We start from the raw sequence: 26,539 nt of genomic DNA, 5'->3' as shown, positions 1-26,539 counted from the left end.
TGAGATCACCTCATTGCATCGCTTCGTGTCTTCTTTCCGTACTCGACAGACCGCAAGCTTGAAAGCTTGGAGTTGCACCCGACGATTAAGAAACGACTCTGGGCGATCCGCACCGAGCTTGGAAACCGGGCGACCTTTAGCGGTGGGACATACTTCTCTGAAGGGCGTCCTTGGTATGGGTGGCACCAGTTGCCGCGCGATGTTGACACCTCTCCTATGTCAATAGCTTACGCATTCGTTGCCACGCACAACCATTTCATCCTCGATCGGGAGGTGAGGCTATTCAATCACGCGGCGCCACTCATAAAGTTGCGTATTGACGCCTCCGAGGAAGATCACCTCGCGCTTCTAGGGCTGCTAAATTCTTCAGCTGCGTGTTTCTGGCTTAAAGAGAAGAGTCAGGAGAAAGGAGGCGCGGCTGATGCACGCTGGGCGCGAACTTACGAATTTACGGGCACAACTCTTAAAAATTTCCCTTTGCCGATGAGGCTTCCATCTCATCGTTCTCGGGCACTCGATTCCCTCGCAAAACGGCTTGTCGACTACCTCCCTCAGACTGTTGCCCAGAACGAGGTACCGACCCACGAGGCCCTCGATGCTGCCCAGGCTGAGCACGAGTGCACCCGATCGATGATGATCGCGCATCAGGAAGAACTGGATTGGGAGATCTACCGGCTCTACGGACTGATCGACGAGGATCTCACCTACTCCGGCGTGCTGCCCTGCATCAAGCTCGGCGAGCGGGCTTTCGAAATCGTGCTGGCGCGGGCCACGGAAAGCGGTAAGGAGACGGCCTGGTTCGAGCGTCACGACTCCACACCAACCAGTGAGATTCCTGAGCACTGGCCAACTGATTACCGCGAGCTGGTACAGCGCCGCCTCAGCGTCATCGCGAGCAACAACAAGATTCGCCTCCTAGAACAGCCGGAGTACAAGCGCCGGTGGGCGATCCAGCCGTGGGAGAAGCGAGTGCAGGCCGCGCTCAAGGACTGGCTGCTCGACCGGGTCGAAGACCGGGCGCTGTGGTTCGACCGGGAAGGCCGGCCCCAGCCGCGCAGCGTCAGCCAGCTCGCCGATGTTCTCGCCCGGAATGAGGACTTTCGGATCGTCCTGGAGCTGTGGGCTAGGCGTCCGGACGTTCCGACTGTTACCGCACTTCAGGACCTGCTGGCTGATCAAGCCGTACCGTTCCTCGCCGCCCACCGGTACAAGCCATCTGGGTTGGAGAAGCGCAAGGCCTGGGTGCACACCTGGGAGCTGCAACGCAAGGAGGACGCTGGCGAGCTGCCGCTTGACCCGAAGACCAAGTTGCCAGACCCGCCGATTCCGGTGCCACCGAAGTACAAGCCTGCTGACTTTGCCAAGCCCGCATACTGGGAGCACCGTGGCAAGCTGGACGTGCCCAAGGAGCGGTTCATCCTGTACCCAGACGCCAACCGGGAGACCGACCCGACGCCGTTGCTCGGCTGGGCTGGCTGGGACCACGCGCAGCAGGCCCTGGCTCTGGCCGCCATCATGAATGAGCGCGAGACGGAAGGCTGGACCGATGAGCGTATAGTGCCGCTCATCGCTGGTCTTGCCGAGCTGCAGCCGTGGGTGCGGCAGTGGCATGGTGAGGTCGATCCGACCTACGGCGTGAGCCTCGCCGCGATCATCGACGAGGAGCTGGCTGGCCGGGCCCAGCGGGCCGGCAAGACGCTCGACGACCTCGCTGCCTGGCGGCCGGCAGCTACCGGCCGCAGTCGGCGTAGCACCACGAAGAACGGAGGGGGAGCCTAGATGAGCACGTTGTTCCGCGACATTTTCCGGATTCCGGAGCGCGCGGGCACCGAGGACTACGTGCTCCGGCTCACCGAGAGTACTGACGCTGAGCACATCCCGCAGACCCTCGCCGACTACGTCGTCACCCCTTCGCTGGCGGACAACTTCGATGCCGCGCTGAGCCTGGTCGTCGACGCGTTGCGCAACAACAAGAGTCGCGGTGCGTTCCTGTCCGGCTCGTTCGGGTCCGGTAAGAGTCACTTCATGGCCGTGCTGCACGCTTTGCTTGGCCACGAACCTGCCGCGCGGGCGATCGACGAGCTGCAACCCGTGATCGCCCGACACGACAATGCTCTCAGCGACCGCAAGCTGACGCGGCTGTCCTACCACTTGCTCGGTGCCAACACCCTTGAGGAAGCCATTTTCCGTGGCTATGTCGACCACATCCGCGAGCACTACCCGAATGCACCGCTTCCCGCTGTGCACACGAGCGACCAGCTGCTGGTCGACGCGGAGAACCGGCGTGCCCAGGTCGGCGACGAGGAGTTCTTCCGTGGTTTGAACGGCGACGACGGTGGCGCGTTGGACGCCTGGTCCGGCCTGCTCGGCGCAGGCACCTGGAACGCAGAGACCTACGCCGCCGCTCGCGCCGCCAGCCCGGACAGCCCGGAGCGCCAACAGCTCGTCACCGCGCTGACCGAGAAGTACTTCACCTCATACACCAGGTTTGCCGCCTATGTGGACATTGACACCGGATTGCTGGCGATCTCCCGGCACGCCAAGGAACTCGGCTACGACGGCGTCGTGCTCTTTCTCGACGAGCTGGTGCTGTGGCTGGCTTTCGGTGTTCGTGACGCGGAGTTCTTCCGCCGCGAGACCCAGAAGATCACCAAACTAGTCGAGTCTGCGGCCACCGCACGGCCGATCCCGATCATCTCGTTCATCTCCCGGCAGATGGACCTGCGCAAGTGGTTCGCCGACGCCGGGGCATCAGGCGCGGAACAGGAAGCCCTTGACCGGGCGTTCCGCCACCAGGAGGGTCGTTTCGCCACCATCGAACTCGGCGACGACAACCTCGCGGAGGTCGCGCACAAGCGACTGCTGGAGCCCGTCGACGACCGGGCCAAACTTGCGTTGGCTGACGCGTTCAACGGCCTCGATCGGCGTCCGCAGGTGTGGGATGTGCTGCTCGACGGTGTCAACACCAGCGACGACCACCGTGGCGCCTCCGAAGCGGAGTTCCGCAAGACCTACCCCTTCTCACCGGCACTGGTGTCTACGCTGCGGGCACTGGCGAGCGTGATGCAGCGAGAGCGCACAGCGCTGAAGGTCATGCTGCAGATGCTCGTCGACCGCCGCGACTCGCTGACGGTCGACGACGCAATCCCGGTCGGTGACTGCTTCGACTACGTGGTCAACGGCAAGCAGGCGCTCGACACACACGCTGCCAATCTCTTCCGCGCCGCCACGGTGCTGTACCAGGACAAAATCAAGCCGGTGCTGTTGCGGGAGCATCGTGTCACCGAGGAGCAGTTGGCGAGCAACCCTGCCTCCGTGCCGCAGGGCTTTCGGGGGCATGAGCGGCTGGCCAAGACGCTGCTGCTGTCGGCGGTGGCGCCGAATGTGCCGGCGCTGAAAGAGCTGACCGCCTCGCGGCTGGCGTCACTCAACCACGGGTCGATCAAGTCACCACTGCCGGGCAACGAGGCGCGGATGGTGATGGCCGCCATCAACACCTGGAAGCGAGATGTTCCGGAGATCCAGACGTCCGCTGACGCCATCGACCCGGTCATCCGCGTCCAATTGTCCAATGTGGACTATGAGTCGGTGGTCGACCGTATCCGCGGGGAGGACAACCCGGGCCGGCGCCGTCAGCTCATCAAGGAACTGGTGCACGAAGCGCTGGGCGTCGGTATGGGCGCTACTGATCTCAGCGGTGCGGTCACCCGCACCGTCATTTGGAAGGGCTCGCGCCGCGAGATCGACGTGGTGTTCGGCAACGTCCGTGACACGACGTTTCTGTCTGACAATCACTTCAAGCACCGGCCTGGCACCTGGCGGTTCGTCATCGACTACCCGTTCGACGAGGAGAACCACTCGGTCGCCGAGGACATCCAGCGCGTAGAGCGAATGCTGGCCAGCGGGCAGCATTACCACACCGTTGTGTGGTTGCCGCATTTCTTCACCGCGGAGGTTCAGCGTGAACTCATTCGCTTGGTGAAGCTGCACTGGTTGTTCAGCGGACCCGGCGAGCGCTGGCAGAACAACGCCGATCATCTGTCCGAGACCGATCGGGCACAGGCCCGCGGCATCCTAGAAAGCCAGTACGCGGGGCTCAAAGAGCGCATTACCCGCGTCATGCAACAGGCCTATGGCGCGGCTGCGCCCGAACCAGGGGGGCTCGACACCAGCTCCCCTCACGACGTGTTGATGACTCTGTCCCGGGATTTCAGCCTGGCCGAACCCGTGGGCGCGAACCTCGGACAGGCCTTCGACAACCTGATCGACCAGGTGTTCCGGTCCAGCTACCCCGCCCACCCGGACTTCGAGCCTGGGGACACCGAGGTGACCGTACGGCAGCTCACGGTTGTGCGTGACTACGTCGAGCAGGCCACCACTCACCCGGATGGGCGGGTGCCGGTAAGCCCGGAGCACCGGCAGACCTTGCGCCGGATCTGCACCCCGCTACGGGTGGGCAGACCGACGGAAACACATTTCCTCTTCGGGGACGACACCTTTGCCTACTGGGCGCGCGAGTTCGACCGTGCCGTGGTCCGCGAAGCGGGCGATCCGCATGCTCCGGTCATGGTCGCCGTGTTGCGCCGCGCGGTGAAGGAGGACTGGGGCTTGCGCCCCGAGGTATGCGACCTGGTGATCAGTGCATGGGCTCTGCACAGCAAGCGAGCATGGTACGAATCCGGATCCGCGGTCCCCACTCCCGCGATCGGCAAGCTCAAGGATCACTTCGAGCTGCGTCCGGAACCGCTGCCCACACCGGACGCCTGGAACAAGGCCCTTGACCGGGCCGGTCACCTGCTAGGTGTGGCCGCGAACAATTACCTCACCGGCGCGAACGTCGCCGCCTTTGCCGAGAAGGTGCGCGAGCAAGCGAAAGTCGCCGCGTCATCGGTGACGCCCCTGGTCAACGAGCTTCGGAACGTCTACACCCGACTGAAGCTGCCCCAGCAGGCCCCTGGCCGCCTCACTGTGGCCGAGGAAGCAGCACGGTTTATCACGACGGTCCTGCATGCGACGAATCCCGTCGATCTCATCTCCGCCGTCGCCGCGGCGCGGTTCTCCGCGACCGATCAGACACTAGCCTTGATCATTCACGTGGGTGACGTGTCCGCCTGTGCCGGTTCGGATGTTGATCTTGAGTTGGTTGCTGTGTGGTGATGGTCAGGGTTCGAGCCCGGCCGCCGGTGTTGGCTGGGCGCCGGGTTGGGGGGCGGGCCTTTCAGGTCGAGGGGCAGGGACAGGGGTCATCGAGTTGGTGGTGGCAGGGCCAGCGCTGCCCGGAGGCAGGCGGCGAGAGGGTCGGCCCAGGGCCAGGTTTCCGGGATTTTGATCTTGCGTTTGCGTTGGCCGCGGACGATGCGGGCGGCGGTGTGCAGTAGCCGGTAGCGCAGGGTTTTGGGTTCGGCTTTGGCGAGGGTGCCCTCAAGGCAGAGCAGGCGCAGCCAGGCGAGCAGGTCGATGGCGATGGTGGCGGCCAGACACCAGGCCCGGTTGATCTCGATCTTGGTGGAGGGCAGGTGACCGAGGCCGGTTTGCTTGCCGCAGCGGACGTGGTCCTCGACTCGGGCGTGCGGGCGGTGACGGGCTTCCAGGAACTGGACGGTGGCGCCCGAACCGCTGCCCGGGGTGTTGGTGGCCACCAGTTGGTAGCGCCAGCCGTCGGCTTCTTCGAACAGGGACAACTGTGCGCCGGGGTGGGGTTTCTCACGACGACAGATGATCCGCAGATCGGCCGGCCAGTTCTCCAGTTGGTCCCCGTCGGGGTGGTGACGTAGTAGCGCGGTCAGTTCCACCACGCCGGCTTTGTCCAGCGGCCGAGGATCGCCGTGGTGATCGAGCACTGCCTGCCATGCCTTCGCGGGGACACGGCCGATCGCGGCTCGTTCCCGCGCACCGAGTTCCCAGCCGACGCTGTAGTGCGCCTGCCTGCCTGGCTTGGCGTTCAGCGCGGTGATGTACTTGATGAGACCGTGGGAGGCGCCCGCGCCGTCCACGGTGACTAGAAGGTTCCTTCGATGTTTCGCCGGGATCTGGGCGATCGCGGCGTCGAGGACCTCGAGGTGATCAGCTGTCGTGTTGGATCCGGCGCTTCCTGTGCGCAGCAACAGGGCCAGCGATTCGCCGGTGTTGTCACACATGGCCAGCAGCGGATGATGACCGAAGCTGCCCTTGTAGGTTCCCGCGGCGAGTTGTTTGTCCGAGTGCGCGATCACCAGCGAACCATCCAACCGGACCACCACGGTCGTGCCCAGATCACGGTCGGCCACCCGCGACGGCGGAATCCGGCCGTGCCGTCGCTCGATCAACGACCACACATGCTCGCGGATCCGGGCACGCACACGGGCGATCTTGTTGCGCTGCACCTGACCGACCGCGTCCAACGTGCGCCACAACGTCGGATCTGAGGCGACCGGCCCGAACAGTTCGGCCTGATCGCGCAGGACAGCCAGATCCGACAGGACCCGCCCGCCGTCAGCGATCAACACCGCGGTGTCGGCGAACACCCGGCCACGGTCATGCACCGGCATGAACCCACGCCGCGCCATCGCCCGCGACAAGCCTTCCGTCAACCCGGTGCGGTCGGCCAGCAACCGCACCGCCGCGGTCCCGGCATGACTGACCACGCCACGCCCACCGACTTCTACCGCCAGATCCCGCGACCACCCAGTAACATCCACGTCGAAAGTGCTCCAGAGCTTCATGGGTAAGAACAGGCATTAGCAACCTCATCTTCCCAGCTCAGGAGCACTTTTCCCTGTTCCGACACGGCGCCCGAATCAAGATCGCCATGAATACTCAGGGCTAAGTGGAGCAGCCGCGGCGGCGGGCTTTCGTTCGACATCACCAGAGGCGTCCGGTCGATCTTGCTGGGCACCATGCCACGCGACGTGACTCTGACCAAGCGCGCCAAGGCCACGCTCGCTGACATACGAGAGCGCCTTCGGCCGTACGCGTCCACAGACGCAACTCTGATCACGAGAGACACTGCTGGCACCTTTCGCTGGTGGACGTGGGCCGGTACGGCAGCTAACCGCACCATGCAAACGTCTCTTCCGGGCATCGCAGATCCCCGGCAGCGAAGCAACGACCAGTTCGTGCGGCTGCTTCCAGACCTCGACTTTAGTGAAATCTCATCGAGGCTCTGCCGGTGTGAACTGATCCCACCGCGTGTCGACCGAGGGGCAGTAGCCGGCCTCAAGTTCTCGGCGGCCCTGCCCGATGATCTCGCGCAACGCACCGTGGCGGAACGCCTCATGGACATCCGTGGAGCCTCTACGTTGATGGGGGAACCTAGACGGTTTCTCAACCTGGCTGAGGGCACCTAATACCGAGCGGGTGAACCACCGCGAGAGCGATGGAGACCAATCCCATATCGCCTTCGCTGCTTGATCAGAGGCCGAGACTGGGGCCGCCCCGGTCGATATCGGGGCGGATGGAGCGCTGGAGGTAGTCGACTTCTGCAGGGACAGCCCGTTCGAGGGCGGCCTGTTCGAGCTGCTGTTGGGCGGCGGGGCACGGAGCTGGTGTTCGAGGCTGCATTGGCCGTCAGGCATGCTGGTCCGCAGGTCTGCTCGGCCAGCAACTCGTCCCCTCGGGTGCCCGCGTCGAACGCGGCGGTTTCGTGACTGGCCGCCCGGTCACGCAGCAGCGTGAGATCGTGCTGGTCGTCTTCGTGGGCGCGCTCGCGGTCCCGCGCGTAGCTGGCCTCCGCGCGTTCGGCCTGCAGACGGGCCTGCCGCCACACCTGAGGGCCGCCGAGCTGCTGCTGAAGGTCGGCGGCGTGCCGGGCCAGGTCGGCTGCCTCGGTCTGGGCTCGTTCGACACGGGCTTGGTGGGCGGTGGCCTCGGCCTGCAACCGCTCGCGGCGGCCGGGCTGCCACCACCGGGTCCGCTCGGCCTCGGACTGCTTGTCCGCCGCCTGCTCGGCCGCCTCGCCGATCTGGGTCATGCTGTCCTGCCAGCGGCGTTCGAGCGCCTCGATCGTGCCCTGCAACTCGGCGTTGACACGCAGCCGGTGCAGCTCGGCGTACAGCCACGCCACACGCGGACCGCGCCCGGCAGTCACCGCCGGTTCCCGCTGGGCCAACTGCTGGCGGGCGCGGTCGGCCGCGGCCTGGTGGTCGGCCTGCCGCTGTTGCGCGTGGCAGATGGCACGGGCGAGGTCGCTGTCGGCGAACCTGGCGTGGACCGGGCCTGCCACTGCGCCACCAGCCGCTGCCGCTCTAGACGCTGGTTGGTGTCCCCGGACCTGTCGCCGCAACGCCGCCCGCGTCTCTTGCCGCAGCACCTCGACCCGCTCCGGGCCGAGCTGCCGGGCCAGCGCCTGCCGCTCCGCCGCAACGGCCCGGGAGGCGTCCTGGTCACCCGCACGGCGTGCTGCGATGGACCGCTGCCGCAGCTCCTGCCATTGGCGACGCTGCACGTCGGTGACCGCCACCGACACCGGCGCTGGCTCCGGTTGCGGTGCTGGCCGCCGTTGTGGGTGCGGCGTGACTGGCTGGTCAGTATTCGGCCGAGTCACAGGTGCTGGTGCCGGTGGCGCGGCTTCAGCTGTGGCACCGCCTGCGGCTGCGGCGGGGTCGGCCGGGGCGTGACCGATGTCGACCAGCACCGGCCGGTCGTTCGAACCGTGACTGGGGGTCGTATGCGTTCCATCCCGGAGAAGACGCTGGAGCACTGGACAAGCATCTATCTGTCGAACCGGTTTCCCAACGCAGCGTTGTGGTGGCCCGCATCTGGTGAGGATGTCCTGGCTGAACTGCCTCGGCTGGCCGCGTCCGGACCGGGCAAGACGCTTGCACTGGAGCTGAAAACGACCGAGGCGGACGGCGCCGATCACGTGCTGGAGATCGACACCCACCCGCTGACCCGGTACCTCACCCCACCGTTCGGGCCGCCGTTGCCGGTCTACTACGTGTTCCCGACCCCACACTGGACCGGCCACTGACGTCGTTGTCGGGAACAGCCCCGACTGCTCCTACAGGCGCAGCTACGGCACCTCCGGAATGGTGGCGACGACGTGTCGGGCCGGCATGTTTTTTGACTGGCTCTACGTGATGTCCGCGCGATCTCTAGCTGCGGCGCTACCGTCCGCCTGGAATATGCCGAGCAGGAGGAGGGCGCGGCTGTTCGCCCTGAACGGCTCTCACATGGTCGGCAGGGTGCCGGTCTGGGCCAGCCTGTTCGGCCGGAAGCTGGCCACGCGACCGACGGCGTGGAGACGGTTCTGGAAGGACGTGGCTCGCTGCGGACCGGACAACGGTGTCCGGTGGCGCACACTCGCCGGCGAGAACAACCGGCCCGACCGGGTTCTGGTGCTCGACAACGATGAGGAGCGCGAGTGGTCGCTCGGCCGGTTGCTCGATCAACCCTGGCGTGAACTCAAACAAGGACGCCCCAGCTACGCGGACACCATTGTGGACGAGCCTGTCGACATCGGTGGCAATGAGCGCCTGCTACTGCACATCCCCGAATCCGCACTAACCTGAACGCGCCGAAACCGCCACACCACGGCGACCGTCGGTGCCGGGCGTTAGCGCGCGGCGGTGCCCAATCCGCAGTCACCAGACCCCGACACCATCACTAACGTCATCAGCCGCCACACCGCGCTACGTCCCCTGAGCGGCCATGATCTGCGCGGTGTGTGCCCGTTCTGCGGCTCCACCGCGTTTCGTGTACGGCCCGCCTTCGACACCTTCTACTGTTTCGGCTGCGGCGAGGGCGGCGACATCCGCGCGTTCATCGCCAAAATCGAGAACCGCGACCCCGTGACATAGGTCTTCTGCCGTGGCGGCAACACCGAGGCCAACCAGATCGGATTCCCAACGGCACGACGTCGGCGGCGTGCCCTAGCCTGGCGCCGTGGCCGATCCCACATCCCGCTCCACCTGATCCGGACGAAATGACATGGTGGGAACATCGGGAAACCGCCGACGGCAAGGCCAAGACCGCCGAGAAGCTGGCCAGAACAGCCGACCGAGAAACCGAGAACGCGTCGCAACTGCTGGCTCGGGCACAGGTACAAGCGTCGCTCGCGGTGTATCACCAGCTGCGCGCGATCGGCGACCATCAGGAACTGCTGGCTCGCCGTCAGCAGCAATTCGCCGCCCAGATCGACGCTCACGACGAGGCTTTGGCCCGACCACGCGGGCAGTATGGCTGACCACGGAGCAACCCTTGCCGGTTACGCGCGGCCTGGAGGAACTGGGCAAAGCGATCAAGGGACATAACGAAGACGTCCGCGACGCGCTGAGCCGCTGGGAACACTGAACCCTCCATACCAGCCGTGAGCGGTGCGGACGGGGTGTGAAAGGCGAGGCGCCAACTGCCTGGCTACCCCGTCCTTCTACTTGGGTGGCAGAACGATTCGCGCTTCGATGCCGAATTGGCGGCACAGGGCCAGCAGGTGTGTGCCGTCGTACAGCTGGAGCGGCTTGCCGTTGGCCCATTCATGGCACCCCGAGGTGAAGCCGTGGGTGGTGACCAGGATTCCCTTGTTGGCGCCCTCATGCTGGACAATGCCGTGCAGTTCGCGTACCGCGCTGGGTTGCACCTTGTGGGTGTACTTCTTTGCCTGAATCACGTACTTTGCGCCGCGGACCGGATCGTGGTCGTAGGCGATCACATCAACACCGCCATCACCACTGGCCTTGAGCTTGTGCGTCTCGAAACGCATACGCGTGAACAGGTTCTGCACGAAGTGCTCGAACTCCTCGGCAGTCAAGTCGATCAGGTTGGGCCGCCGGTCCAGATCGCTAATCACGTCGATCGAGTCCACGATGCGCGGGTCGGCCATGCCGAAGTCGATGATGGGTGTGACGGCTTGGAGTTCGTCAGGGTGCCCACTGATCAGCGCGGCGAAGTGTTCCCGCACACAGGCGATCGGCTTAACCTGGCGTAGGTTCACCCGCTCGAAGTGTTCCCGGGTCGCACGCAGCGTGATCTTGTGGGTGCGTTCCGGCTGACCGGTAGCAGGATTGATGGTGTCGACCACACCATTCACCACGACAGTGTGCACGAGATCAGCGGGATCCGACCGGAACACCGTGTGCAACACCATAAGCGCGACCTGGGAGGTGAGCTCCTGATAGACCTGGCGCAGCTCGGTGATGGGCCGGGCGCGAGCCAGCTCGACCACGTCACGGGTCTTGACGTACTGGAACTCCTTGTCCTTGGGCACAACCTCGAACTAGAAAAAATCCCATTCGACCACCAGCATCGTCGACTCAGGGACATAACCAGCCTGGCGAGCAGTCGAAAAGCCGTCCGGGAGCCGGACCGAGTCGAGCACCTGCTGGAAGTAACCGCTGGTCGCAAGCCTGTCACCGGCTAAGACCCGCTCCCGCCGCAGGTCGATCGCCGCGTTGTGCTCCGCCGCGTCACGCTCGGCCGCAGCAACCTGCTCGGCATGGCGAGCCTGAGCATTGGCCACCCACTGCCGGCGTGCGTGCTCGACCTCCTGGTGCTGCAGGACAGCCGCCTCGAATTCCTCGCGGCGAAGTGCCGTCAGTTCATCTATCCGCTTGTGCCGCCCGAACATCCGACCGATCGCGCCTGGTTCCCGCGGCTCGAAGTCCGCCCACACGGGAGCACGCAACGGAATCGCATTCGTACCAAGATCGAGCACCGGCTCATCCGGTGTGACCTTGCCTGCAGTCAGATCCAACGACACGACCTTGACGTCCAGCGCAGCATGAAGAATCCCGGTCAGCTCAGCCACCCGCTCGGCCGCTTCGCGCGTTAGGCTCGCCGCCCGCTCCTGTTGCTCGGCGAAATAATTTTGCTGCGCCTGCCGTTCCCTCTCCTTTGCCGCACGCTTGCGCTCCGCAGCCTCCCACGCCGCAGTCCGCTGCTGCTGTCGCTTCCAATCGCCTCCAGACGACCGCCCCGATCGCTACGCCACGCCACTCCCATCCCCTGCACAAGCGTCCCTCTGGAACGTAGGCCAGCGGAGAAAGACAGCGAGACGATCCACGACGACTGTGCCCAATCGGAGCAACGCGCGACTCGCTGTTGTGCCCCATATAGCGTGCGCTTGAAGATGATCTCGAAGGATTCGAGGTTCTTCAGCCCCATCCAACCGGCGAAGATCAGGACGACTGGTTGCGGCCCATGTGGGTTCAGTTCGGGTATGCGTCGTCCCACGGCAACAGGGGTCACTCGATCGGTTGGCAGGGGTAGTGCGCCGCCGAAAGCGCAAGAAACGATGCCGGACATGGAATCCGAGATCTTGCCGGTTACCGACCCGCGCACCGTCCTAACGGATGCCGAGCTGGAAGCAGCCAGAGCGGTGGCAGCTGGGGCACCACCATTCACTCCCCGGCAGCGCGACCTACTCATGGCCATCTTCCAACCTGCGGTCCGCAAGCTGTGGACAGAACGTCAACACACTCAGAGCAAGCAAGGCAGCGACGGCTGAGGCGCAGCGCTGGCGAAGCAGTAGCCCGTTCGAGTGATGGCATCCACTGAAGGAACGGCTCCGACGCCTCGCGCGTCTGACGAACTGGTCGTAGTGGCCCGGTAACGGTTGGTACGCTGCGCGACAGTAGCCGTCGAGGGGAGTAGACGCTATGGCGGAGGGGTTTGAACGAGAGCAGCCAGGCTCGGCTGCCGAACAGGTGGACGCAGAGATCGCGGTGGCACAAGTCGGCCAGATCATCGTGGGTACGTTCGGCGGCGAATACCAACACCAATCAGGCGGTGGCGGCGCTGGCGGTCACTATGAGTTCACAAGCCTCGCCGAGCTGGACGGCATCATCGCCGACCTGAAGTTCGAACTTGACGGAATCTTCAGTGACGGTAACAAGATCCGGCAAGCGATCGGGTTGGTCGAGCCACCGGCGCGGGACATCATGAGCCAGCTACAAGCACAGGCAACGATCAACTCGTGGCAACTCGCCCTCGACCACAACCAACGGATGTGGCATGCGGCCAACGCTGAGATTGACAAGTTGGAGGCTGCACGCAAGGCGTACTCACACACCGAGGACGTGAACACCGCGAAAATGAAGAATCAGGGCTGAGCGGATGCGGAACGTTCTCTTCAAGACGATGGTTGGCGTCGGCGTAGTGACGGCAGTGGCTTCAGGCTGCACGAACACCCAGCCTGGTACCCCCAGCGCGACTGCGGATGCGACAGGTCAGACGTCGTCGGAGACAACACCCAGTTCGACTAACGACTACGGCGCGCCAAGGGTGACCAGCCCGCTGGATGGAACTCCATTCCTCACTAAACCATGCGCCGTGCTCACAGTCACCCAACTGCAACCACTTAATGTCCCTGCTTCTGGGAAGCCGGACACCGATAGCCCTCTGGCAAGGTCATCAGGCCCCGGATGTACATGGAGCAATGTCGACACGGGAACTGGAATCGGGTTCGGTTTTCTGTCAGGCAACAAGAATGGTTTGTCAGACACCTACCGTGGTCGCGATAGGTTCAAGGGATATTTCGAGCCGACCAATGTCGAAGGATATCCGGCCGTCTTCAACGATCCGAGCGATTTTCGCGCTAAGGGATCATGCAACATCACTGTAGGCATTTCCGACACACTGACATTCCGGGTCTCATGGGATGAAGGTCGTGCTGGTTTGACGTCGTGTGATCGGGCGAAGCAGGTTGCTTCCATGGTGATTCAGACGATCAGATCGGGAGGCTGACCATGTTCATGGGTGGGCAGGCGATCTACGACAACTTCACCAGCGCGACCGGCGCTCAGGGTTTGGCCGACGGGGCGGCCACGATGAACGAGGTGGTCAAGGCTTACCACGAGCGTGGCGACCGGATTAAGAAGATCGTTGCCCGAATGGATGCTGTGTGGAAAGGCGACGCTGCCGGGGCTGCGCAGCGCGGCGCTGGGCCGTTGGCGGTCGAGCATGGCTTGGCGGCGCCCGCGATGCACACCGCGCAGGATCTCGCCACGCGGCAAGCAGGCTCGTTCGGTGACGCGAAGAACGCCGTGATTCCGGTCCCGCCCGCTCCGGAGAAAGTCGATCCGTTGGCTGCGTTCATGGTCCCAGGCGCGCTGGTGACCTACAGCCAGCAGCTCGACGCGCACAAGGCAGCGGCTCAGCACAACGTGGATGTGATGCGCGGCTACGAGAACGCGTCGGTCTACAACATGAGCATGCCGCAGTCCTATGGGCAGATCGTGAGCGACCAGGCAGAGATCCGCGTTGCCAGCCCTACGCCGCCACCCGGTCCTGGGGAAGGCGGCGGAAGCGGGGGCGGTGGCCAGGGACCTGGTCCAGGTTCCGGCCCGGTTGTCCCGCCCCGTCTTCCTGGACGTGGAGGTGGAAGCGTTCAGTCTGGCTCGGGTGGCGGCGGTTCGTCCGCCCCAGGGGGACCTGGTGGTCTCGGTGGCGGCAATGATGCAGGTGGCGGCGGTGGTCAAGGCGTCACTCCGCCCCAACATGGCACGAATCCAGGCGGGTACGTGCCACCGCCAACGCAAGGTGGTGGCCTGCCGATCGGTCCGGGCATCCCTGGAGGCGGTGGTCTACCTCAGGGTGGTCAAGCAACCGGGTTCGGTGGTGGCCTGCCGATCGGTCCGGGCATCCCTGGAGGCGGTGGTCTACCTCAGGGTGGTCAAGCAACCGGGTTCGGTGGTGGCCTGCCTGGGGTGAGTTTCCCGCTGGGTGGGGCCGGTGGCGAAGCTGGCGGGAGCGGTGGCGCGGGCGGCCGCGGTCCAGGTGTGAGTGGTGGCCCAGGTTCCGGCGCGGGCCAGGGTCCTGGTGGCGCTGGTGGGCGGCCCGGTGCTAGTCCAGTCGCGGAGCCAGTGGCCGGACAGAATGCCGCCACACGAGGTGGCGGCGTGGCCGGGCGCGGCGGCGGTCCCGGTGGGATGCCGGTGGGTGCCGGAGCGGGCAAAGGAAGTGGCGGCGAGGATGAGGAGCATCAGCGCGCGTCGTTCCTGCAGGAGCCTGATCCCGACAGCGTATTCGGCACGGACGAAGTCACTGCGCCACCTGTGATCGGTGGACAGCCATAAATCGAATTCTGGGGCCACATTCCGTACACGAGAAGGGTTGATCGGGTGCTGTGGCCACGGCCAAAGCGGATCGCGCTGGACATGCTTATGTGGCTGGTGCGTACCGAGGGTCTCGGCGAGTTGTCCAAGGTACTGGCACCAGTCGCCGGATGGCGTCCGCAGACTGAGAACACGGCCGTGGACAGCCAGCTACGCGAGGAATGCTCCCGCCTGGGATGGCTAGATCGGCGCGGGCGGCTGGATGTCGATGTGGCTGCGGGGTTAGCGGTGTTGTGCCGCCCCACCATCGAGTACTTCGGATGGGTTACTTCCGGCGACAGTACAGCTGGAGTGCTGGCTGGCGCGATTGGCCGTCAGGCCGTCGTGGCGGTCTGCCTGGATGGCTGGGTGACGGTGCGCTCGACTCGTTTGGAGAACCTGGCGCGAATGTTGGTGGCACAGTTGCCGGACATCCCAGCCGGGCAGGGTCAGCCCTTCACCGTCCGGCAGTCGGACCTTCTCGCGTTCGCTCCTGGGCAACGGGCGCATGGTGGCGTGGCGGTGCGTCCGGTGCCGTTGGAAGTGCGCCGCTTCCACCACATAGCTGGGATGGGACGGACCGGTGCGGGTGAGTTGTACGTTGCCATTCGCGACGGTGTAGGGCGCCACTACGTCATCAACGATCCGATCTGCTACGTGGACACGGCCGTCGGCCGGTACGTCACAGCGGCAACTACGGTTGGCCGCGAGGCTGAGATGCTTGTAGCACCTGCAAATGCTGGTGATCTCGTCGCCAGGCTTCACCAGGCGCACAGTTCACTCGGCCGGTAGCCACTGGTCACGGGGTCCATAGTGGATAGTCGATGCCAGGTTCCCGTTCGGACAACAATGACAGGCACCGTGAGCATCGGCGGAACGAGCCGGACGAGAGTTCTGCTTCGGCGACATCAGCGATGAGCAGACACCCGCAGATCGCAAACCCGGTCATCGCGCCGTCCTCCGCGATGTCGGCGACCGGTTGCCCGCCACGAGTTTCCCGCACGTGCACGCGGTCGGGTTCAATGATGCCGCGTCCCCAGAACACCGGGACGTCCGGCGGCAAGTCCTCGGTCATAAGCTGCGTACTTTCGGTCTTTCTAGGAGTGCCAACGGGATTCTGGTAGGACGCACAGGCGATGCACCGGTCTCGGTGTGGGTTGAGTTCGCCATCGAGGGGCACGCATGCGGCGCCACACCGAGCAAACCACAGCGGAATCCCATCGAACTGAATACAGACCGCGTCGTCGACAACGTGCACCAAACACCGAAACACACCCGTGCCGAGCATGACATCAAACCCCGTGGTCTCTGATGTCGGGTGACGACTCGACTGTCCGGGTTTGCCGCGCCGCCTGCTCGGCGACCGCCAGGTACCGAGTGGCTACCTGCTGCCAATCCTGGTTGGTCATCTGGCGGGCATGAATCCGCATCCCGGTGGCCGGAGCGTGCTTGGCCAACTGCAGGATCGCTGCGGCAAGGTCGACTTGTTCGGGCGTAGCTGCGTCGGTGTCGACCCGGTTACGCGAGTCGGCCAACGCCAGCAGGGCAGCCTCGATCTCCGGGAACGTCACGACGCCCGTCCCGTCCGCTGATCGCAGTGATGGACGGCAAGTCGACGCGACCACCGAAGTTCGGACAGCTCAAGTACGGGGAGCTCTCGATGTGGGCAGCGGCCTGCGTGTACATGTCCGGCTCTTCCGGCCCGGCGGTCCAGACCACTCGATACGCGCGAAGGTCGCGCTCATAACGGACTTCTACGTGCACACCACTGGCGCGGCTCAACAGACCAGCCAACCGTCGAGCTCCTCGCGCTCGCTCAGACACGACATGTCACATCCCTTCGCAGGATCGGTACACGGTCACGTGGAAGGGCTCGGCAGATCATCGTCACGGCACCTTCCTGGAGAAACAGGGCTACACAGTGATAGCCTGCGCCTACATTGAGCATAGAGCAAGCATAAATGGAGCACCATGTCTGAATGTCACCCGGATGGGCGCTACAAGCGCGTGCCATGCTTAGCCTGAGATGAGATGGTCTCGACGCCTAACACAACGCCCGATCCAGGAGGTAGCACCACGATGAAACTGACCCATCTCGGCACCGAGTCCGGTGACACCGGCTGCCCAAGCGCGTTCGCCACCGACCGCGGCACGTTCCTCGTCCAAGGGTGGAAGGTCAGCGATCCGGAAGCACTCGCCGAACTTCGGCGTCGCGGCATGCCCGAGTACGAGACCGTGGTTGAGATTCCAGCCGAGTTGCTGCGCCACTTCCCGGGAGCTTCCTGATGTTGTCGCGACAGGAGTTTCAGGGCCTGTTCGCCAGTGACTGGTCTTCAGCCTGGCGGTGGGAATGCCAAGGGACATATCACGAGCCGCAGGAACAGGAGCCGCTCCGGCGATTCCTTGCTGGCGAGGCGGATGACCACGCGTGGTTCGCGTGGCCGAAGAGGGTACGAGCATGGGTTTCGACGGGTCGGAAGATCGGCCGGGTGCGCATGCTCACCGACCCGCTCACCGACTACCTACGATTCGAGTTGTCGATCACCCCGCCTGCACTCGACGCAGGTGAGGACATCCGGTTCCTGCACCACGCTCGTGCGGCCGAACTCGGCGCGCCTGACAAGGACTTCTGGATGTTCGATGACAATACGGTCGTGCTGATGACGTTCGATGATCACGGCGTAAGCGGCGCGGAACTCATTACCGACGCGACGAGCGTACGCCCGTACGCCGACTGGCAGGATGTGGCGACACGTGAAGCCGTGCCCTTCGCGTCGCTGACCTGACGACGAGGAGACCGTGACCACCTTCGAGCATCGGCGTCTGGCGTTCGGAAACAAGCTGCGCGAGATCCGGGAAAGCGCTGGCCTCAACGGAACAGACCTGGCCAATGTCCTGGGCTGGCAGCAGTCGAAGGTCAGCAAGATCGAGCGTGGCCGTCAGACGGCGAGCGACTCTGACGTCGTGGCATGGCTTGGCGCGACCAACACACCGGAATCGCTGCTTGAGCAGATGCGTACGGAGTTGCGCGACCTTCAGGTGGCGCAACTGACGTGGCGACGACAAATCCGCGAAGGCCATCTCGAACGGCAACAACAGGGTGTCCGCGACGCTCAGTCGGCGACAACGATCCGGGCCGTAGACATCATGGCTGTGCCAGGTCTTCTCCAGACGCCCGATTACGCGCGGGCGATCTTTCGAACGCAGGCGGATCTTCTTGGCGTGCCAGACGACGACATTGAGGACGCAGTGGCGGCGCGGATGGCACGTCAGCAGGTGCTTTATGACCGGTCCAAGCACATCGAGATCCTGCTCGCCGAGGCGGCGCTGAGCCACCCGGTCTGCACATTCGAAGAGTTGGCTGGCCAGGTCGACCGGCTGGTCTCCAGCATTGGTTTGGCTCATGTCCGCATCGGCATCCTGCCGATGCGGCGGCCGATCCCGCACCTGCTTCCCCATGGCTTCTGGATCATGGACGACGAAGTGCATTTCGAGAGCGTGAGCGGCGAGCACCGCATTACGGACCCGGACGAGATCGCCCTCTACAACAAGCTCACTGACCGGCTGTGGACGGCCGCGGTCGAGGGTGACCAGGCCCGCGCTCTACTCCTTCGAACCCTCAAGTCTGGCGACCAGCCATGAACGCGATGCTCGTCGAGTTTGTCTAGCCCGAACGAGTGAGCCATCGCCGTTTCACCCCGGCGCAATGCGTGCAGCCCTATCGTGAGCGGTGCCTCACGGGGAGTAACAGGCAAGAGGGGTGGACATGTCAGGACCAGCAGACCACGTGCGCGTCAGACCGGAGGACTTGCGGTCGGTGGCTGACGAGGTCATAGCCGGGGCCGACGAGGCGCATCACGATGTGCGCAAGTTGGGCAGAACCCACGCGTTGAACGGCGCCCAGCGCGCGTTCGATAGTCCGCGTGCGCCGTGCTCACAGCAGCGAAATCCTCCCATATAGCAAGAAAACCAAGGTAGAAATGCCGGAGAGACCCCTGTCCCTGATCACCCGGCCAGTCGTTCTCCAAATTCGGGATCACGTTGCCTTACAAGCGCAGCACAGCGCGTACGCGACTTGCCGAACCTGCGGGAACGGCAATCACGCTCGGTGCGTCGAACAGGTGATTGTCGTGGCGAGTAATGAGCGGAGTCGATGTTGACCGCACCAGATCGGAAGTCTCGTGGCCAACGCACTACCGCGTTGACCTTGGGACTGATGTCGGAAGTCCTGCTGGGCACCACGCTGGTGATCTGGTCTGGCGGTAGCGCCCAGCCACTGGGCCGGGAAGCGTTGGGCCGCAGTGGTTCCTTCGCCGTTGTCACCGCCGCGATGGTGCTGCTCGCGGGAGCGATGCTGGCGCTAGCCGTCGCGAGGCGGCTGAGCCGGGCGGCACTACAGGTGGCTGTCGCGGCCACGGTCATGGGGTTCGCAGGGCTTGGGGTCGTGGCGCTGGCGGCGTTGTTTCAGGACCCCGGGATAGGAATTCTGCTGGTTTCCGGCTGGGCGTTGATCATTCCCATTGCTCTGGGAATCACCCGTGCCAGCGCTGATGGACGCAGGAAGAGGTAGATCGTGACCGATGAGTTGGCGGTGCAGTTCGCTCAGATGCAGAAATACACGGCAACCCTGCACAGCCTGATGACCGCCGCCCAGAGCCATGCGCCCCGGCAGTCCGCAGGTGCGGACAAGTCAGGTGCCGTGCGAATCACGCTTGGCCCCGACGGGCTGCCCGCATCTTTCCGGGTCGACAACGACTGGGATCGAAAGATCACCCCCGCCGCATTCGGTGGCGCGGTGATGGAGGCGTTCCAAGTCGCGATCAACGACCGAATGGAGACATGGACCCGCGCGCTCGCCGAGGATGGCTGGCGGGACCGCGTCGACCAAGTCAAAGGCCCGGCCACGGCGACCGAGGGACGGATACCAGCGGCGTTCCGCAAGCCAGTCGAAGAGGTGAACCCGCGCCCGATCGGCGACATCGCCGAAGACATGTTCAAGGCATTCGACACCGTGGACGCGTTGGCCGCAGTACCGAAGTCCGATGGGGCAAGCGGCACCGACCGGACCGGCAAGATCACGATCAGCTTGTCCTCATCCGGACTGACATCGTGCACTGTGGACGAACACTGGGCCGCCAGACAAACCGCGGCACAGTTGATGAACGCACTCAGTCAGGCACTGACCGCGGCCAAAGAGGACCTGTCGCGGAAATCGCAGAAGCCGCAGCCAATGAGCGGCGTAGACCGCCTGTTCGCCGAGGCCATGGCATTGCTCCACGATCCTCGCCGGCTCGCCGACTGAAAGGCATCCAGCTATGGCACCCCCTACCGCGGACCAAGTCAAGGTCGCAATCGAAGCGCTCCGGCAAGAAGCCGGCGTGTGGGACCAGGAAGCCGATACGACAGGCAACATCGCGACCGCAGCTGAAGAGTTGCGCCTTAATCGCATCGAGGCCGGTCTCTTCCAGGTCATCTTCGACACCTACAGCCAGGTGATCGATCAGGTCATCGCCCGGGCGAACGAGGGAAAGACGCAGATGACCGAAGTAGCCGACACACTCCGGTCGGTCGCGGACACCTATGAGCAGGAAGAGGCCGCGAACGTGCACAAGCTGAAGAACATCTACTAGGGGAACGACCATGGGTTTCAGCGAGGCGCAGTTCAACGAGACGATCAACAAGCTCAATCAGGGCATGAGCGACCTGTCCAAGAAGATCGGCGAGGTGCCGCAAGCCGCGAACGCGGCGGTTGACCACTGGTACATCCCGGGCTTCATCAAGGACGCGATCATGTGGTGTGCCGAGAAGATCTGCGAGCTAGCGAACTGGATCTGGAACAAGATCCAAGAAGTGATGCGGGGCATCGCCGCACCGGTCTACTTCTTCAAGTACGCGTTTGACTGGCAAGACATTCGAGGCATCACCAACGGCGTGACCGGTCAGTTGAAACCGGAAGCGATGCCGGCGGCCAACAGTTGGACCGGCTCGGCGGCCACTGCCTACAAGGGAGTCATCAAGCCGCAAGGCGACGCCGCGAACAAGATCGCCACAGTATCGGACAAGACGTCGACCGCACTGCAAATCTGCGCGGGCGTCGGGCTGACCTTCTACGTAGCGATCGGGATAATCCTACTCAAGTTCATCGCCGCAATGGTCGTCGCGATAGCGGCGTTCGGCTCGGCGGTGTTCTCATGGACGGGCGCGGCGATCGTCGTCGAAGAAGCCGCAGTCAACAGTGGACTGATCTGGGGCGCGATCGGCGCATTGACCGCGGCGCTGGGCACCCAGGCACAGCAGATGATCAGCCTGCACGGTGAGGCGATCGACAACAGCACCTTCCCCGGCGGCCACTGGCCGGACGCGACCACCGGCAGCTACAACGACGCCAGCGTCAAAGACGGCGACGCAGACTGGTCACTCAACAAGTAATTCAAGTGACAGCACGTCAGCCGCTCAGTACCCGAAGTGCGAGAGGCCGCATTCATACCATCGCACCATCGGAGATGGCGTAAGCCGGTTTCAGCTCCGCAGTGCGACTAATACGACAGCAGCACAGTGTGATCTTGGTGCGGGGTCGTGATCATGGGTGCGGCCACCGCGTGATCAACTTCGAGGTGTGATTGGACTCGAGGAAGACGCGGTGGCCGCGTCGGAGACTGTAGTAGACGAGGGTTTCGCCCGCTGGCGGGCCGGGTTTGACGACATGTTCGCGCTGGTGGCTGGCCGGTTCGCGCAGGCCGATTCGCGTGCCCGTGCTCAGAAGTACCTACTAGGGCTGCTGTCTGGTGTGGAGCGCAAGAACTCCTGGTCGTTGGCGGAGCTCGCCGGGGAGAGCAGCCCGGACGGCATGCAGCGCCTGCTGAACTTCTACCGCTGGGACGCCGAGGCGGTGCGCGACGATGTGCGTGGCTACGTGCTGGCGCATCTGGATGACCCGAGTGGGGTGTTCGTCGGCGACGAGACCGGATTCATCAAGAAGGGCACCAAATCCGCGGGTGTGCAACGCCAGTACACCGGCACCTCGGGCAAGATCGACAACTGTCAGGTCGGCGTGTTTCTGACCTTGCGCTTGTCGAAAACCTCATCCGTGCCGGTCAACGCCCTTTCCTACGGCGTGGGGCTCCCTCCAGTTTCAGGGCTGGCGATCACCACAGCAAGGTGCTCGACCGTGCTGCCACTCAATAGAGGCCTGCAAGGTCGACGCCGTCCACTCACGGCTGGCGTCTCACGGCAGGATGATCGGCCGTGCTGCTGCGACTGACCTATCTCGGTCTGACCAATACCTTCGCCCTGCTTCGTCTGCTTCCGATGAGCAACCGGGACAGAGACGTTGAGATCTTGGTGTTGCGGCACCAGATCGCCGTGCTGCAACGACAACTCGGCGACACGCAGGTGCGATTCAGCCCGGCCGACAGAGCATTACTCGCGGCGCTCCTACATCGACTACCACGCCAGACCTTGCACCAGCTCCGCCTGCTGGTACGCCCGGATACGATCCTGCGCTGGCATCGCGATCTACTCCGCCGACGCCACGCCAGGGCATCCCGACCTAAACGCCCAGGCCGACCGCGCACTATCCTGTCCATCCGAGTGCTGGTTCTGCGTCTGGCCAAGGAGAACCCGAGCTGGGGCTACCGCCGCATCCACGGCGAACTCCTCGTCCTCGGCATCAAGATCGCCGCATCCACAGTATGGCAGATCCTCACTGACGCACGCATCGACCCCGCACCCCAACGCGCATCCAGCACCTGGGCCCAATTCCTCCGCTCCCAATCCGACGCCCTGCTGGCCTGTGACTTCTTCGAAACCGTCACCCTCACCGGCGCCCGCATGTACGTACTGGCGGTCATCGAACACGCGCAGCGCCGGATCCGCATCCTCGGCACCACACCACATCCAACCGCGGAGTGGGTAACCCAAGCCGCCCGGAACCTTGTCATGGATCTGGAGCACGCCGGCTGCAGCGCACGATTCCTGATCCGCGACAGAGACGGCAAATTCCCCCACCTATTCGATGTCATCCTCGCCGACGCCGGTATCCAGGTCGTCCTCAGCGGTGTTCAGATGCCGAGGATGAACTCTATCGTGGAACGCTGGATCCAGACCTGCCGCCACGAGCTACTCGACCGCACCTTGATCTGGAACCAGCGACACCTGCTCCACGCCCTCCGTCAGTATGAGCAGTTCTACAACAACCACAGGCCACACCAAGGCATCGCCAACGCCCGACCACTACAACCACTGCCGATGCCGATCACCACGCAGGCTCAGACCAGTCAACTCGACATCCGCCGACACCCATGTTTGGGCGGCATCCTCAACGAGTACCACCACGCCGCTTGACCTGCACGGACGACATTTTCGGCAAGCGCACCGTTGTGCCAACGTCGCAGCCTTCCCACGTCTGTCCAATCCAGGGGCTGCCTCCCTGGTCAGGATTCCTGGAGCATACCGATGCTCGATCTGTTTCCCGTCAACGGTTACTGGATAGTCGAGCAATGTCGTCGTCGCCCGCAGCACACCAGCGCCGTAGGACCACGTGTATGTCAGGAGGATTCCGGGGAAGAACTCGATCGGCCAGTCAATTCCCTCTAGCCGAGGCTTTCCCGCCAACCGCGTCTGAACACATTGGACAGTCTCAGACGGATCAAGTTCGCGCCCGTCGTGGGTCAGCAGAAGGCGCATCCGCGCGCTGTCGAGCCCAGCCGCACGGATATGGGAGACAACTCTGTCAGGTAGCGGCGTGTGGCGGTCGAGCATGTGGGATAGCCGTAGCGGCTGCGTCCAAGAGATCTGGCTGTCAGTCACCGAGAGGTCAACCGGGTCGTTCTCGTGGTGACGATCGACGATGAGGTCGGGCTCAGGCAGGGTCGCCAGCCAGCCCAACCCAAGCGGCTCGGTGACATCAACGGCCAGATAATCACTAGTGGGATGTTCCGCGCGCCACACTCCCCCGCCTTCCCAGGGATCGTCCAGGCGCAAATGCACGTTGCCTGATAGCAACCCGGTTTCCTCATTCGTTTCGCGGCACGCGTAGTCGCTGATGATCGCATTGGCATGACAGACCGCCTCGGCGTAACCGAGCCCTGCCAGGGATTCCCGGGCGCCGTTGACTTCGCGCAGTCGAGGGCCGATAGCCGTATACGCGGGACTTGGATTTGACCTCCATCGGCTGACGCAGGACGGAACAGCGCTGCGGGACAACTGAACCGCGATGGACGACATGTCGGCTCCCCCCAGAGGGCCCTGGTCATGTAGCCGTCTGGCCAAGGAGCGCCGGGTGAATGTGTATCCGCGCCACGTCCGGAGTTCCTCGGCGGATGCCAGTACCGCGGCAAGGGTGCGTTGAATACCTGTAAGCGCGATCGCGAGCTGTTCCTCGCCAGCGGTCTCTATCAAGAGCATCGACAACGGAGCGGGCGCCGCCGCTGACAACAGCTGGTTTCTGCCCCTGGTGAGCAGGTACCGCGCATAGCAGGTGACGTCGTCGAGTTTCGCATCGCTCGGCGAAGCGTAGGTTGCTGTCAGCACCAGATGCCCGTACGCGTCCAGCCACTTTCCGCGCCGCCGCAACCGATCCAACTGAGATGTTGTCGTAGACAGCCCTTGTCCGAAGGCATCCACGTCGATGACAAGCCGTTCGGTTCGTGCTGGCGTTCCCGTGTCGCTGGCCTCACCAGGACCGGTCGCGCCTACTGGGGCACCGGATATCCAGGAAGGCAGCGTTCCATCGTCATTCAATAGGTCGTGCTTGCCTTCCTTGTAGATCACCTCCGCGAACAACGGCTCCGAGCCTGTCGCGATGTTGACCATGGCACCGACAGGTAGGGCATCGGCCGCTTTCCCAAAAGCGACAACAGGAAACGCATCTAGGTCGAGCGGGCCGCCGACGTATCCGCCTTTCGACAGGTCGTAGCCGAAGTAGACGGCGTTGAACGCGACGTTGACATGAATCGGCGCTCGTCTCACCTCGAGCAGAGCTGACAGGTAATTCCCAAGCCGCTTGAGATCCATGGGATGAACCGCGTGCGGCCCAAGAGTCATCTCTGGGGTCAGCAACGGCTCATCCGCGTACGGCTGCCACACATCGTCCGTCACTGGCGCCCCGTCCCGCCTTGCTCCTGCTGGACGTACATCACGTTGCGCCAGACCTTTCCAACTTGGACAACAAGGTTCTTGTCAGCCAGGCGTGCCACGGAGTCATGCACATCCTCGATTCGCACAGCCGGATTCGCCCCGAAGTAACGGCTGTTGACCAGCGCCCGTCGCAACGTAACACGGCGACGGCTCTTCGCCAGGTAGTAGGAATCTTCGCCCCGAAGAGCATTGTAGAGGTCGGTCGGGTGCAACCCGGCGCGCACGTCCCAAATCATTCGATGCACCTGATCGTCAAGCCTGCGCCGGTGAAGAGTGGAATCCACGGGACTACCGGCTGACTTCGGATGTGATGTCTCGAACGCGTCAGCGACTGTTGGCCTGGACTCTCTGGGTGGCCATGTCGGATCGTTCCAGCACGCCGAGCATCGGTTGCCAGCGTTCGAACAGCATTCATCGGGTAGCTCGCCGACGCCGAAGTAATCGGCAAACTTCCGGTTGGCACATACGGTCGTGTCCTGGAAGAAATCCCACAGCAGCCGGATCTCTTCGGCCGCGCGAGCCACCTTGCCAGTCACCTCCTTGTGGAATCCTCTCGGCAACGTCGACTGGATGACACGCAGACCGGTCACGAGTCGGCGACTCGGTGCTGCGGAGACATCAAGCAGTCCGCGGTCGTGCAAGTCAGCCAACGTTTGCCAAGTGACAGCCGGGTTTTCAGCAAGTTCGCGATAATCAGGAATCGCGGCGGCCGCTTGGTTGTCGAGCTGTGTGATGTCTAGCTTGGCTCGCGTCGGGGATGACAGCACCTGTTCAATGAGGGCCAGTTCGAGTTCATTGGGACGTGATCTGCCGAGCAGTTCGCCCGGCTTTACGGTACAGAACGGCGGAAAGTCTCCCGAATCCTCGACAGCTCCCATTGCAGCCAGGGTGGCGAACGCGCGGCCGGTCTCCAGGGCCGCCACGATCGAGTATGGCCAGCCGGGGACCATGTGGTGCTGGTCCTTGCCGCGGCCGTAGGTATGGCAGAACGATCGCTCCGGTGAGGTGTTGGCATCCGGCCGCAGCCACGGCGTCACATCCACCGCCAGCACGATGCGGTCGTCCGCCGCTCTGGGTAACCGTTGTGCGGCAACAAGGTTCCGTAAGCGTGCGATATCTATCCGCCCGCAGTTCACCGCGTCATACAGCGCTCCGTGTCCACGCCGGTGCTCCGGCGCCAGTGACAAACCCACCAGCGACCGGATCGGACCGTCGGTGCACAACACCGCGTCGGCAAGCTCGAACAACGCATCCGCCCGGCCGGTCAAACACTCGTAGAACTCCTGCCGGAATCTGACCAACTCCCCGAACGCCGCTTCCCGATCGGGATCGTGCACACTGATCACCGCAGCCCTTGGATCGATCTTCGTACTGTCGCAAGACGAATGATCAACCAA

The 26,539-nt window shown here is 63.9% G+C and carries 27 protein-coding genes; 20 read left to right on the top strand and 7 right to left on the bottom strand.

The window, feature by feature from the left end; all coding sequences use genetic code 11:
• Window positions 1-12 precede the first annotated feature (12 nt).
• Both pglX and LWC34_RS02185 read left to right on the top strand, forming a co-directional pair.
• Window positions 13-1,779, top strand: coding sequence for a BREX-2 system adenine-specific DNA-methyltransferase PglX (pglX, locus tag LWC34_RS02190; protein WP_308200077.1), 1,767 nt, complete (start codon window positions 13-15; stop codon window positions 1,777-1,779).
• On the top strand, window positions 1,780-5,157 hold the full coding sequence (locus tag LWC34_RS02185; RefSeq protein ID WP_233722714.1) for a DUF6079 family protein: 3,378 nt from the start codon (window positions 1,780-1,782) through the stop codon (window positions 5,155-5,157).
• Window positions 5,158-5,243: 86 nt separating this feature from the next.
• Here the strand turns inward: LWC34_RS02185 and LWC34_RS02180 are convergent, their stop codons facing one another.
• The gene (locus tag LWC34_RS02180; protein ID WP_233722402.1) at window positions 5,244-6,701 is read right to left on the bottom strand and encodes an IS1380 family transposase; all 1,458 of its coding nucleotides are present in this window, start codon (window positions 6,699-6,701) and stop codon (window positions 5,244-5,246) included.
• Window positions 6,702-7,621: 920 nt separating this feature from the next.
• On the opposite strand from LWC34_RS02180, the gene LWC34_RS02175 reads away from it, so the two are divergent.
• The 4 genes from LWC34_RS02175 to LWC34_RS02160 all read left to right on the top strand — a co-directional run bounded on the left by LWC34_RS02175 (window position 7,622) and on the right by LWC34_RS02160 (window position 10,162).
• Complete coding sequence (locus LWC34_RS02175; RefSeq protein WP_233722713.1) at window positions 7,622-8,947, top strand: hypothetical protein; 1,326 nt, start codon at window positions 7,622-7,624, stop codon at window positions 8,945-8,947.
• Between the two features lie 214 nt (window positions 8,948-9,161).
• Window positions 9,162-9,488 carry a hypothetical protein gene (locus tag LWC34_RS02170; RefSeq protein WP_233722712.1) on the top strand — a complete coding sequence of 109 codons (327 nt, stop codon included), beginning with the start codon at window positions 9,162-9,164 and terminating at the stop codon, window positions 9,486-9,488.
• Window positions 9,489-9,545: 57 nt separating this feature from the next.
• The gene (locus tag LWC34_RS02165) at window positions 9,546-9,776 is read left to right on the top strand and encodes a CHC2 zinc finger domain-containing protein (protein WP_233722711.1); all 231 of its coding nucleotides are present in this window, start codon (window positions 9,546-9,548) and stop codon (window positions 9,774-9,776) included.
• 125 nt (window positions 9,777-9,901) lie between these two features.
• Window positions 9,902-10,162: a hypothetical protein gene (locus LWC34_RS02160; protein ID WP_233722710.1), complete on the top strand. Its 261-nt coding sequence runs from the start codon at window positions 9,902-9,904 to the stop codon at window positions 10,160-10,162.
• 183 nt (window positions 10,163-10,345) lie between these two features.
• Here the strand turns inward: LWC34_RS02160 and LWC34_RS57870 are convergent, their stop codons facing one another.
• Entirely contained in the window at window positions 10,346-11,179 is an 834-nt protein-coding gene (locus LWC34_RS57870; protein WP_233722709.1) for a restriction endonuclease, read from the bottom strand.
• 9 nt (window positions 11,180-11,188) lie between these two features.
• Window positions 11,189-11,719: a hypothetical protein gene (locus tag LWC34_RS02150; RefSeq protein WP_233722708.1), complete on the bottom strand. Its 531-nt coding sequence runs from the start codon at window positions 11,717-11,719 to the stop codon at window positions 11,189-11,191.
• 495 nt (window positions 11,720-12,214) lie between these two features.
• Between LWC34_RS02150 and LWC34_RS02145 the strand changes: the two genes are divergently transcribed.
• The 5 genes from LWC34_RS02145 to LWC34_RS02120 all read left to right on the top strand — a co-directional run bounded on the left by LWC34_RS02145 (window position 12,215) and on the right by LWC34_RS02120 (window position 15,797).
• A complete protein-coding gene (locus LWC34_RS02145) occupies window positions 12,215-12,418 on the top strand; it encodes a hypothetical protein (RefSeq protein ID WP_233722707.1) in 204 nt (67 codons plus the stop codon).
• A gap of 151 nt (window positions 12,419-12,569) precedes the next feature.
• The gene (locus LWC34_RS02140; RefSeq protein WP_233722706.1) at window positions 12,570-13,022 is read left to right on the top strand and encodes a hypothetical protein; all 453 of its coding nucleotides are present in this window, start codon (window positions 12,570-12,572) and stop codon (window positions 13,020-13,022) included.
• Between the two features lie 4 nt (window positions 13,023-13,026).
• Window positions 13,027-13,656 (top strand): DUF3558 domain-containing protein, encoded by a 630-nt coding sequence (locus tag LWC34_RS58660; RefSeq protein ID WP_372496417.1) that lies wholly within the window; start codon window positions 13,027-13,029, stop codon window positions 13,654-13,656.
• Window positions 13,657-13,658: 2 nt separating this feature from the next.
• Window positions 13,659-14,987: a hypothetical protein gene (locus LWC34_RS56575; RefSeq protein ID WP_284051406.1), complete on the top strand. Its 1,329-nt coding sequence runs from the start codon at window positions 13,659-13,661 to the stop codon at window positions 14,985-14,987.
• 45 nt (window positions 14,988-15,032) lie between these two features.
• Window positions 15,033-15,797 carry an ESX secretion-associated protein EspG gene (locus tag LWC34_RS02120; protein ID WP_233722702.1) on the top strand — a complete coding sequence of 255 codons (765 nt, stop codon included), beginning with the start codon at window positions 15,033-15,035 and terminating at the stop codon, window positions 15,795-15,797.
• Between the two features lie 7 nt (window positions 15,798-15,804).
• On the opposite strand, the gene LWC34_RS02115 is transcribed toward LWC34_RS02120, so the two are convergent.
• Entirely contained in the window at window positions 15,805-16,080 is a 276-nt protein-coding gene (locus LWC34_RS02115; RefSeq protein WP_233722701.1) for a hypothetical protein, read from the bottom strand.
• Between the two features lie 217 nt (window positions 16,081-16,297).
• A complete protein-coding gene (locus LWC34_RS02110) occupies window positions 16,298-16,576 on the bottom strand; it encodes a hypothetical protein (protein WP_233722700.1) in 279 nt (92 codons plus the stop codon).
• A 508-nt stretch (window positions 16,577-17,084) separates the two neighbouring features.
• Between LWC34_RS02110 and LWC34_RS02105 the strand changes: the two genes are divergently transcribed.
• From LWC34_RS02105 to LWC34_RS02065, 9 genes are all read left to right on the top strand, one after another.
• Entirely contained in the window at window positions 17,085-17,291 is a 207-nt protein-coding gene (locus LWC34_RS02105; protein ID WP_233722699.1) for a hypothetical protein, read from the top strand.
• Window positions 17,291-17,791: a DUF6879 family protein gene (locus LWC34_RS02100; protein WP_233722698.1), complete on the top strand. Its 501-nt coding sequence runs from the start codon at window positions 17,291-17,293 to the stop codon at window positions 17,789-17,791. The genes LWC34_RS02105 and LWC34_RS02100 overlap by 1 nt, the downstream gene beginning before the upstream one ends.
• A 13-nt stretch (window positions 17,792-17,804) precedes the next feature.
• Window positions 17,805-18,647: a helix-turn-helix domain-containing protein gene (locus LWC34_RS02095; RefSeq protein ID WP_233722697.1), complete on the top strand. Its 843-nt coding sequence runs from the start codon at window positions 17,805-17,807 to the stop codon at window positions 18,645-18,647.
• A 574-nt stretch (window positions 18,648-19,221) separates the two neighbouring features.
• Complete coding sequence (locus tag LWC34_RS02090; protein ID WP_233722696.1) at window positions 19,222-19,575, top strand: hypothetical protein; 354 nt, start codon at window positions 19,222-19,224, stop codon at window positions 19,573-19,575.
• 3 nt (window positions 19,576-19,578) lie between these two features.
• Window positions 19,579-20,307 carry a hypothetical protein gene (locus LWC34_RS02085; protein ID WP_233722695.1) on the top strand — a complete coding sequence of 243 codons (729 nt, stop codon included), beginning with the start codon at window positions 19,579-19,581 and terminating at the stop codon, window positions 20,305-20,307.
• 13 nt (window positions 20,308-20,320) lie between these two features.
• Window positions 20,321-20,635 carry a type VII secretion target gene (locus tag LWC34_RS02080; protein ID WP_233722694.1) on the top strand — a complete coding sequence of 105 codons (315 nt, stop codon included), beginning with the start codon at window positions 20,321-20,323 and terminating at the stop codon, window positions 20,633-20,635.
• A gap of 10 nt (window positions 20,636-20,645) precedes the next feature.
• Window positions 20,646-21,434 carry a hypothetical protein gene (locus tag LWC34_RS02075; RefSeq protein ID WP_233722693.1) on the top strand — a complete coding sequence of 263 codons (789 nt, stop codon included), beginning with the start codon at window positions 20,646-20,648 and terminating at the stop codon, window positions 21,432-21,434.
• A gap of 274 nt (window positions 21,435-21,708) precedes the next feature.
• On the top strand, window positions 21,709-22,266 hold the full coding sequence (locus tag LWC34_RS56570; protein ID WP_284051477.1) for an IS701 family transposase: 558 nt from the start codon (window positions 21,709-21,711) through the stop codon (window positions 22,264-22,266).
• Window positions 22,251-23,348: an integrase core domain-containing protein gene (locus LWC34_RS02065; RefSeq protein WP_233722692.1), complete on the top strand. Its 1,098-nt coding sequence runs from the start codon at window positions 22,251-22,253 to the stop codon at window positions 23,346-23,348. Before LWC34_RS56570 ends, LWC34_RS02065 begins: the two co-directional genes overlap by 16 nt.
• Here the strand turns inward: LWC34_RS02065 and LWC34_RS02060 are convergent.
• Both LWC34_RS02060 and LWC34_RS02055 read right to left on the bottom strand, forming a co-directional pair.
• On the bottom strand, window positions 23,238-25,103 hold the full coding sequence (locus LWC34_RS02060) for a hypothetical protein (protein WP_233722691.1): 1,866 nt from the start codon (window positions 25,101-25,103) through the stop codon (window positions 23,238-23,240). The two genes, LWC34_RS02065 and LWC34_RS02060, sit on opposite strands and share 111 nt — an antisense overlap.
• The gene (locus LWC34_RS02055; RefSeq protein ID WP_308199950.1) at window positions 25,100-26,479 is read right to left on the bottom strand and encodes a transposase; all 1,380 of its coding nucleotides are present in this window, start codon (window positions 26,477-26,479) and stop codon (window positions 25,100-25,102) included. Before LWC34_RS02055 ends, LWC34_RS02060 begins: the two co-directional genes overlap by 4 nt.
• Between the last annotated feature and the right edge of the window lie 60 nt (window positions 26,480-26,539).

It is taken from the genome of Kibdelosporangium philippinense (genome assembly GCF_021390435.2).
Taxonomy (GTDB): domain Bacteria; phylum Actinomycetota; class Actinomycetes; order Mycobacteriales; family Pseudonocardiaceae; genus Kibdelosporangium; species Kibdelosporangium philippinense.
This window is presented reverse-complemented; position numbering and strand designations above follow the sequence as displayed.

Excerpts from the sequence above, each read along its gene's own strand:
- LWC34_RS02185 (WP_233722714.1), top strand. The coding sequence starts at position 1,780 with ATGAGCACGTTGTTCCGCGACATTTTCCGGATTCCGGAGCGCGCGGGC.
- LWC34_RS02180 (WP_233722402.1), bottom strand. The coding sequence starts at position 6,701 with ATGAAGCTCTGGAGCACTTTCGACGTGGATGTTACTGGGTGGTCGCGG.
- LWC34_RS02160 (WP_233722710.1), top strand. The coding sequence starts at position 9,902 with ATGACATGGTGGGAACATCGGGAAACCGCCGACGGCAAGGCCAAGACC.
- LWC34_RS02145 (WP_233722707.1), top strand. The coding sequence starts at position 12,215 with ATGGAATCCGAGATCTTGCCGGTTACCGACCCGCGCACCGTCCTAACG.
- LWC34_RS02140 (WP_233722706.1), top strand. The coding sequence starts at position 12,570 with ATGGCGGAGGGGTTTGAACGAGAGCAGCCAGGCTCGGCTGCCGAACAG.
- LWC34_RS58660 (WP_372496417.1), top strand. The coding sequence starts at position 13,027 with ATGCGGAACGTTCTCTTCAAGACGATGGTTGGCGTCGGCGTAGTGACG.
- LWC34_RS56575 (WP_284051406.1), top strand. The coding sequence starts at position 13,659 with ATGTTCATGGGTGGGCAGGCGATCTACGACAACTTCACCAGCGCGACC.
- LWC34_RS02115 (WP_233722701.1), bottom strand. The coding sequence starts at position 16,080 with ATGACCGAGGACTTGCCGCCGGACGTCCCGGTGTTCTGGGGACGCGGC.
- LWC34_RS02105 (WP_233722699.1), top strand. The coding sequence starts at position 17,085 with ATGAAACTGACCCATCTCGGCACCGAGTCCGGTGACACCGGCTGCCCA.
- LWC34_RS02100 (WP_233722698.1), top strand. The coding sequence starts at position 17,291 with ATGTTGTCGCGACAGGAGTTTCAGGGCCTGTTCGCCAGTGACTGGTCT.
- LWC34_RS02090 (WP_233722696.1), top strand. The coding sequence starts at position 19,222 with ATGTCGGAAGTCCTGCTGGGCACCACGCTGGTGATCTGGTCTGGCGGT.
- LWC34_RS02080 (WP_233722694.1), top strand. The coding sequence starts at position 20,321 with ATGGCACCCCCTACCGCGGACCAAGTCAAGGTCGCAATCGAAGCGCTC.
- LWC34_RS02075 (WP_233722693.1), top strand. The coding sequence starts at position 20,646 with ATGGGTTTCAGCGAGGCGCAGTTCAACGAGACGATCAACAAGCTCAAT.
- LWC34_RS56570 (WP_284051477.1), top strand. The coding sequence starts at position 21,709 with ATGTTCGCGCTGGTGGCTGGCCGGTTCGCGCAGGCCGATTCGCGTGCC.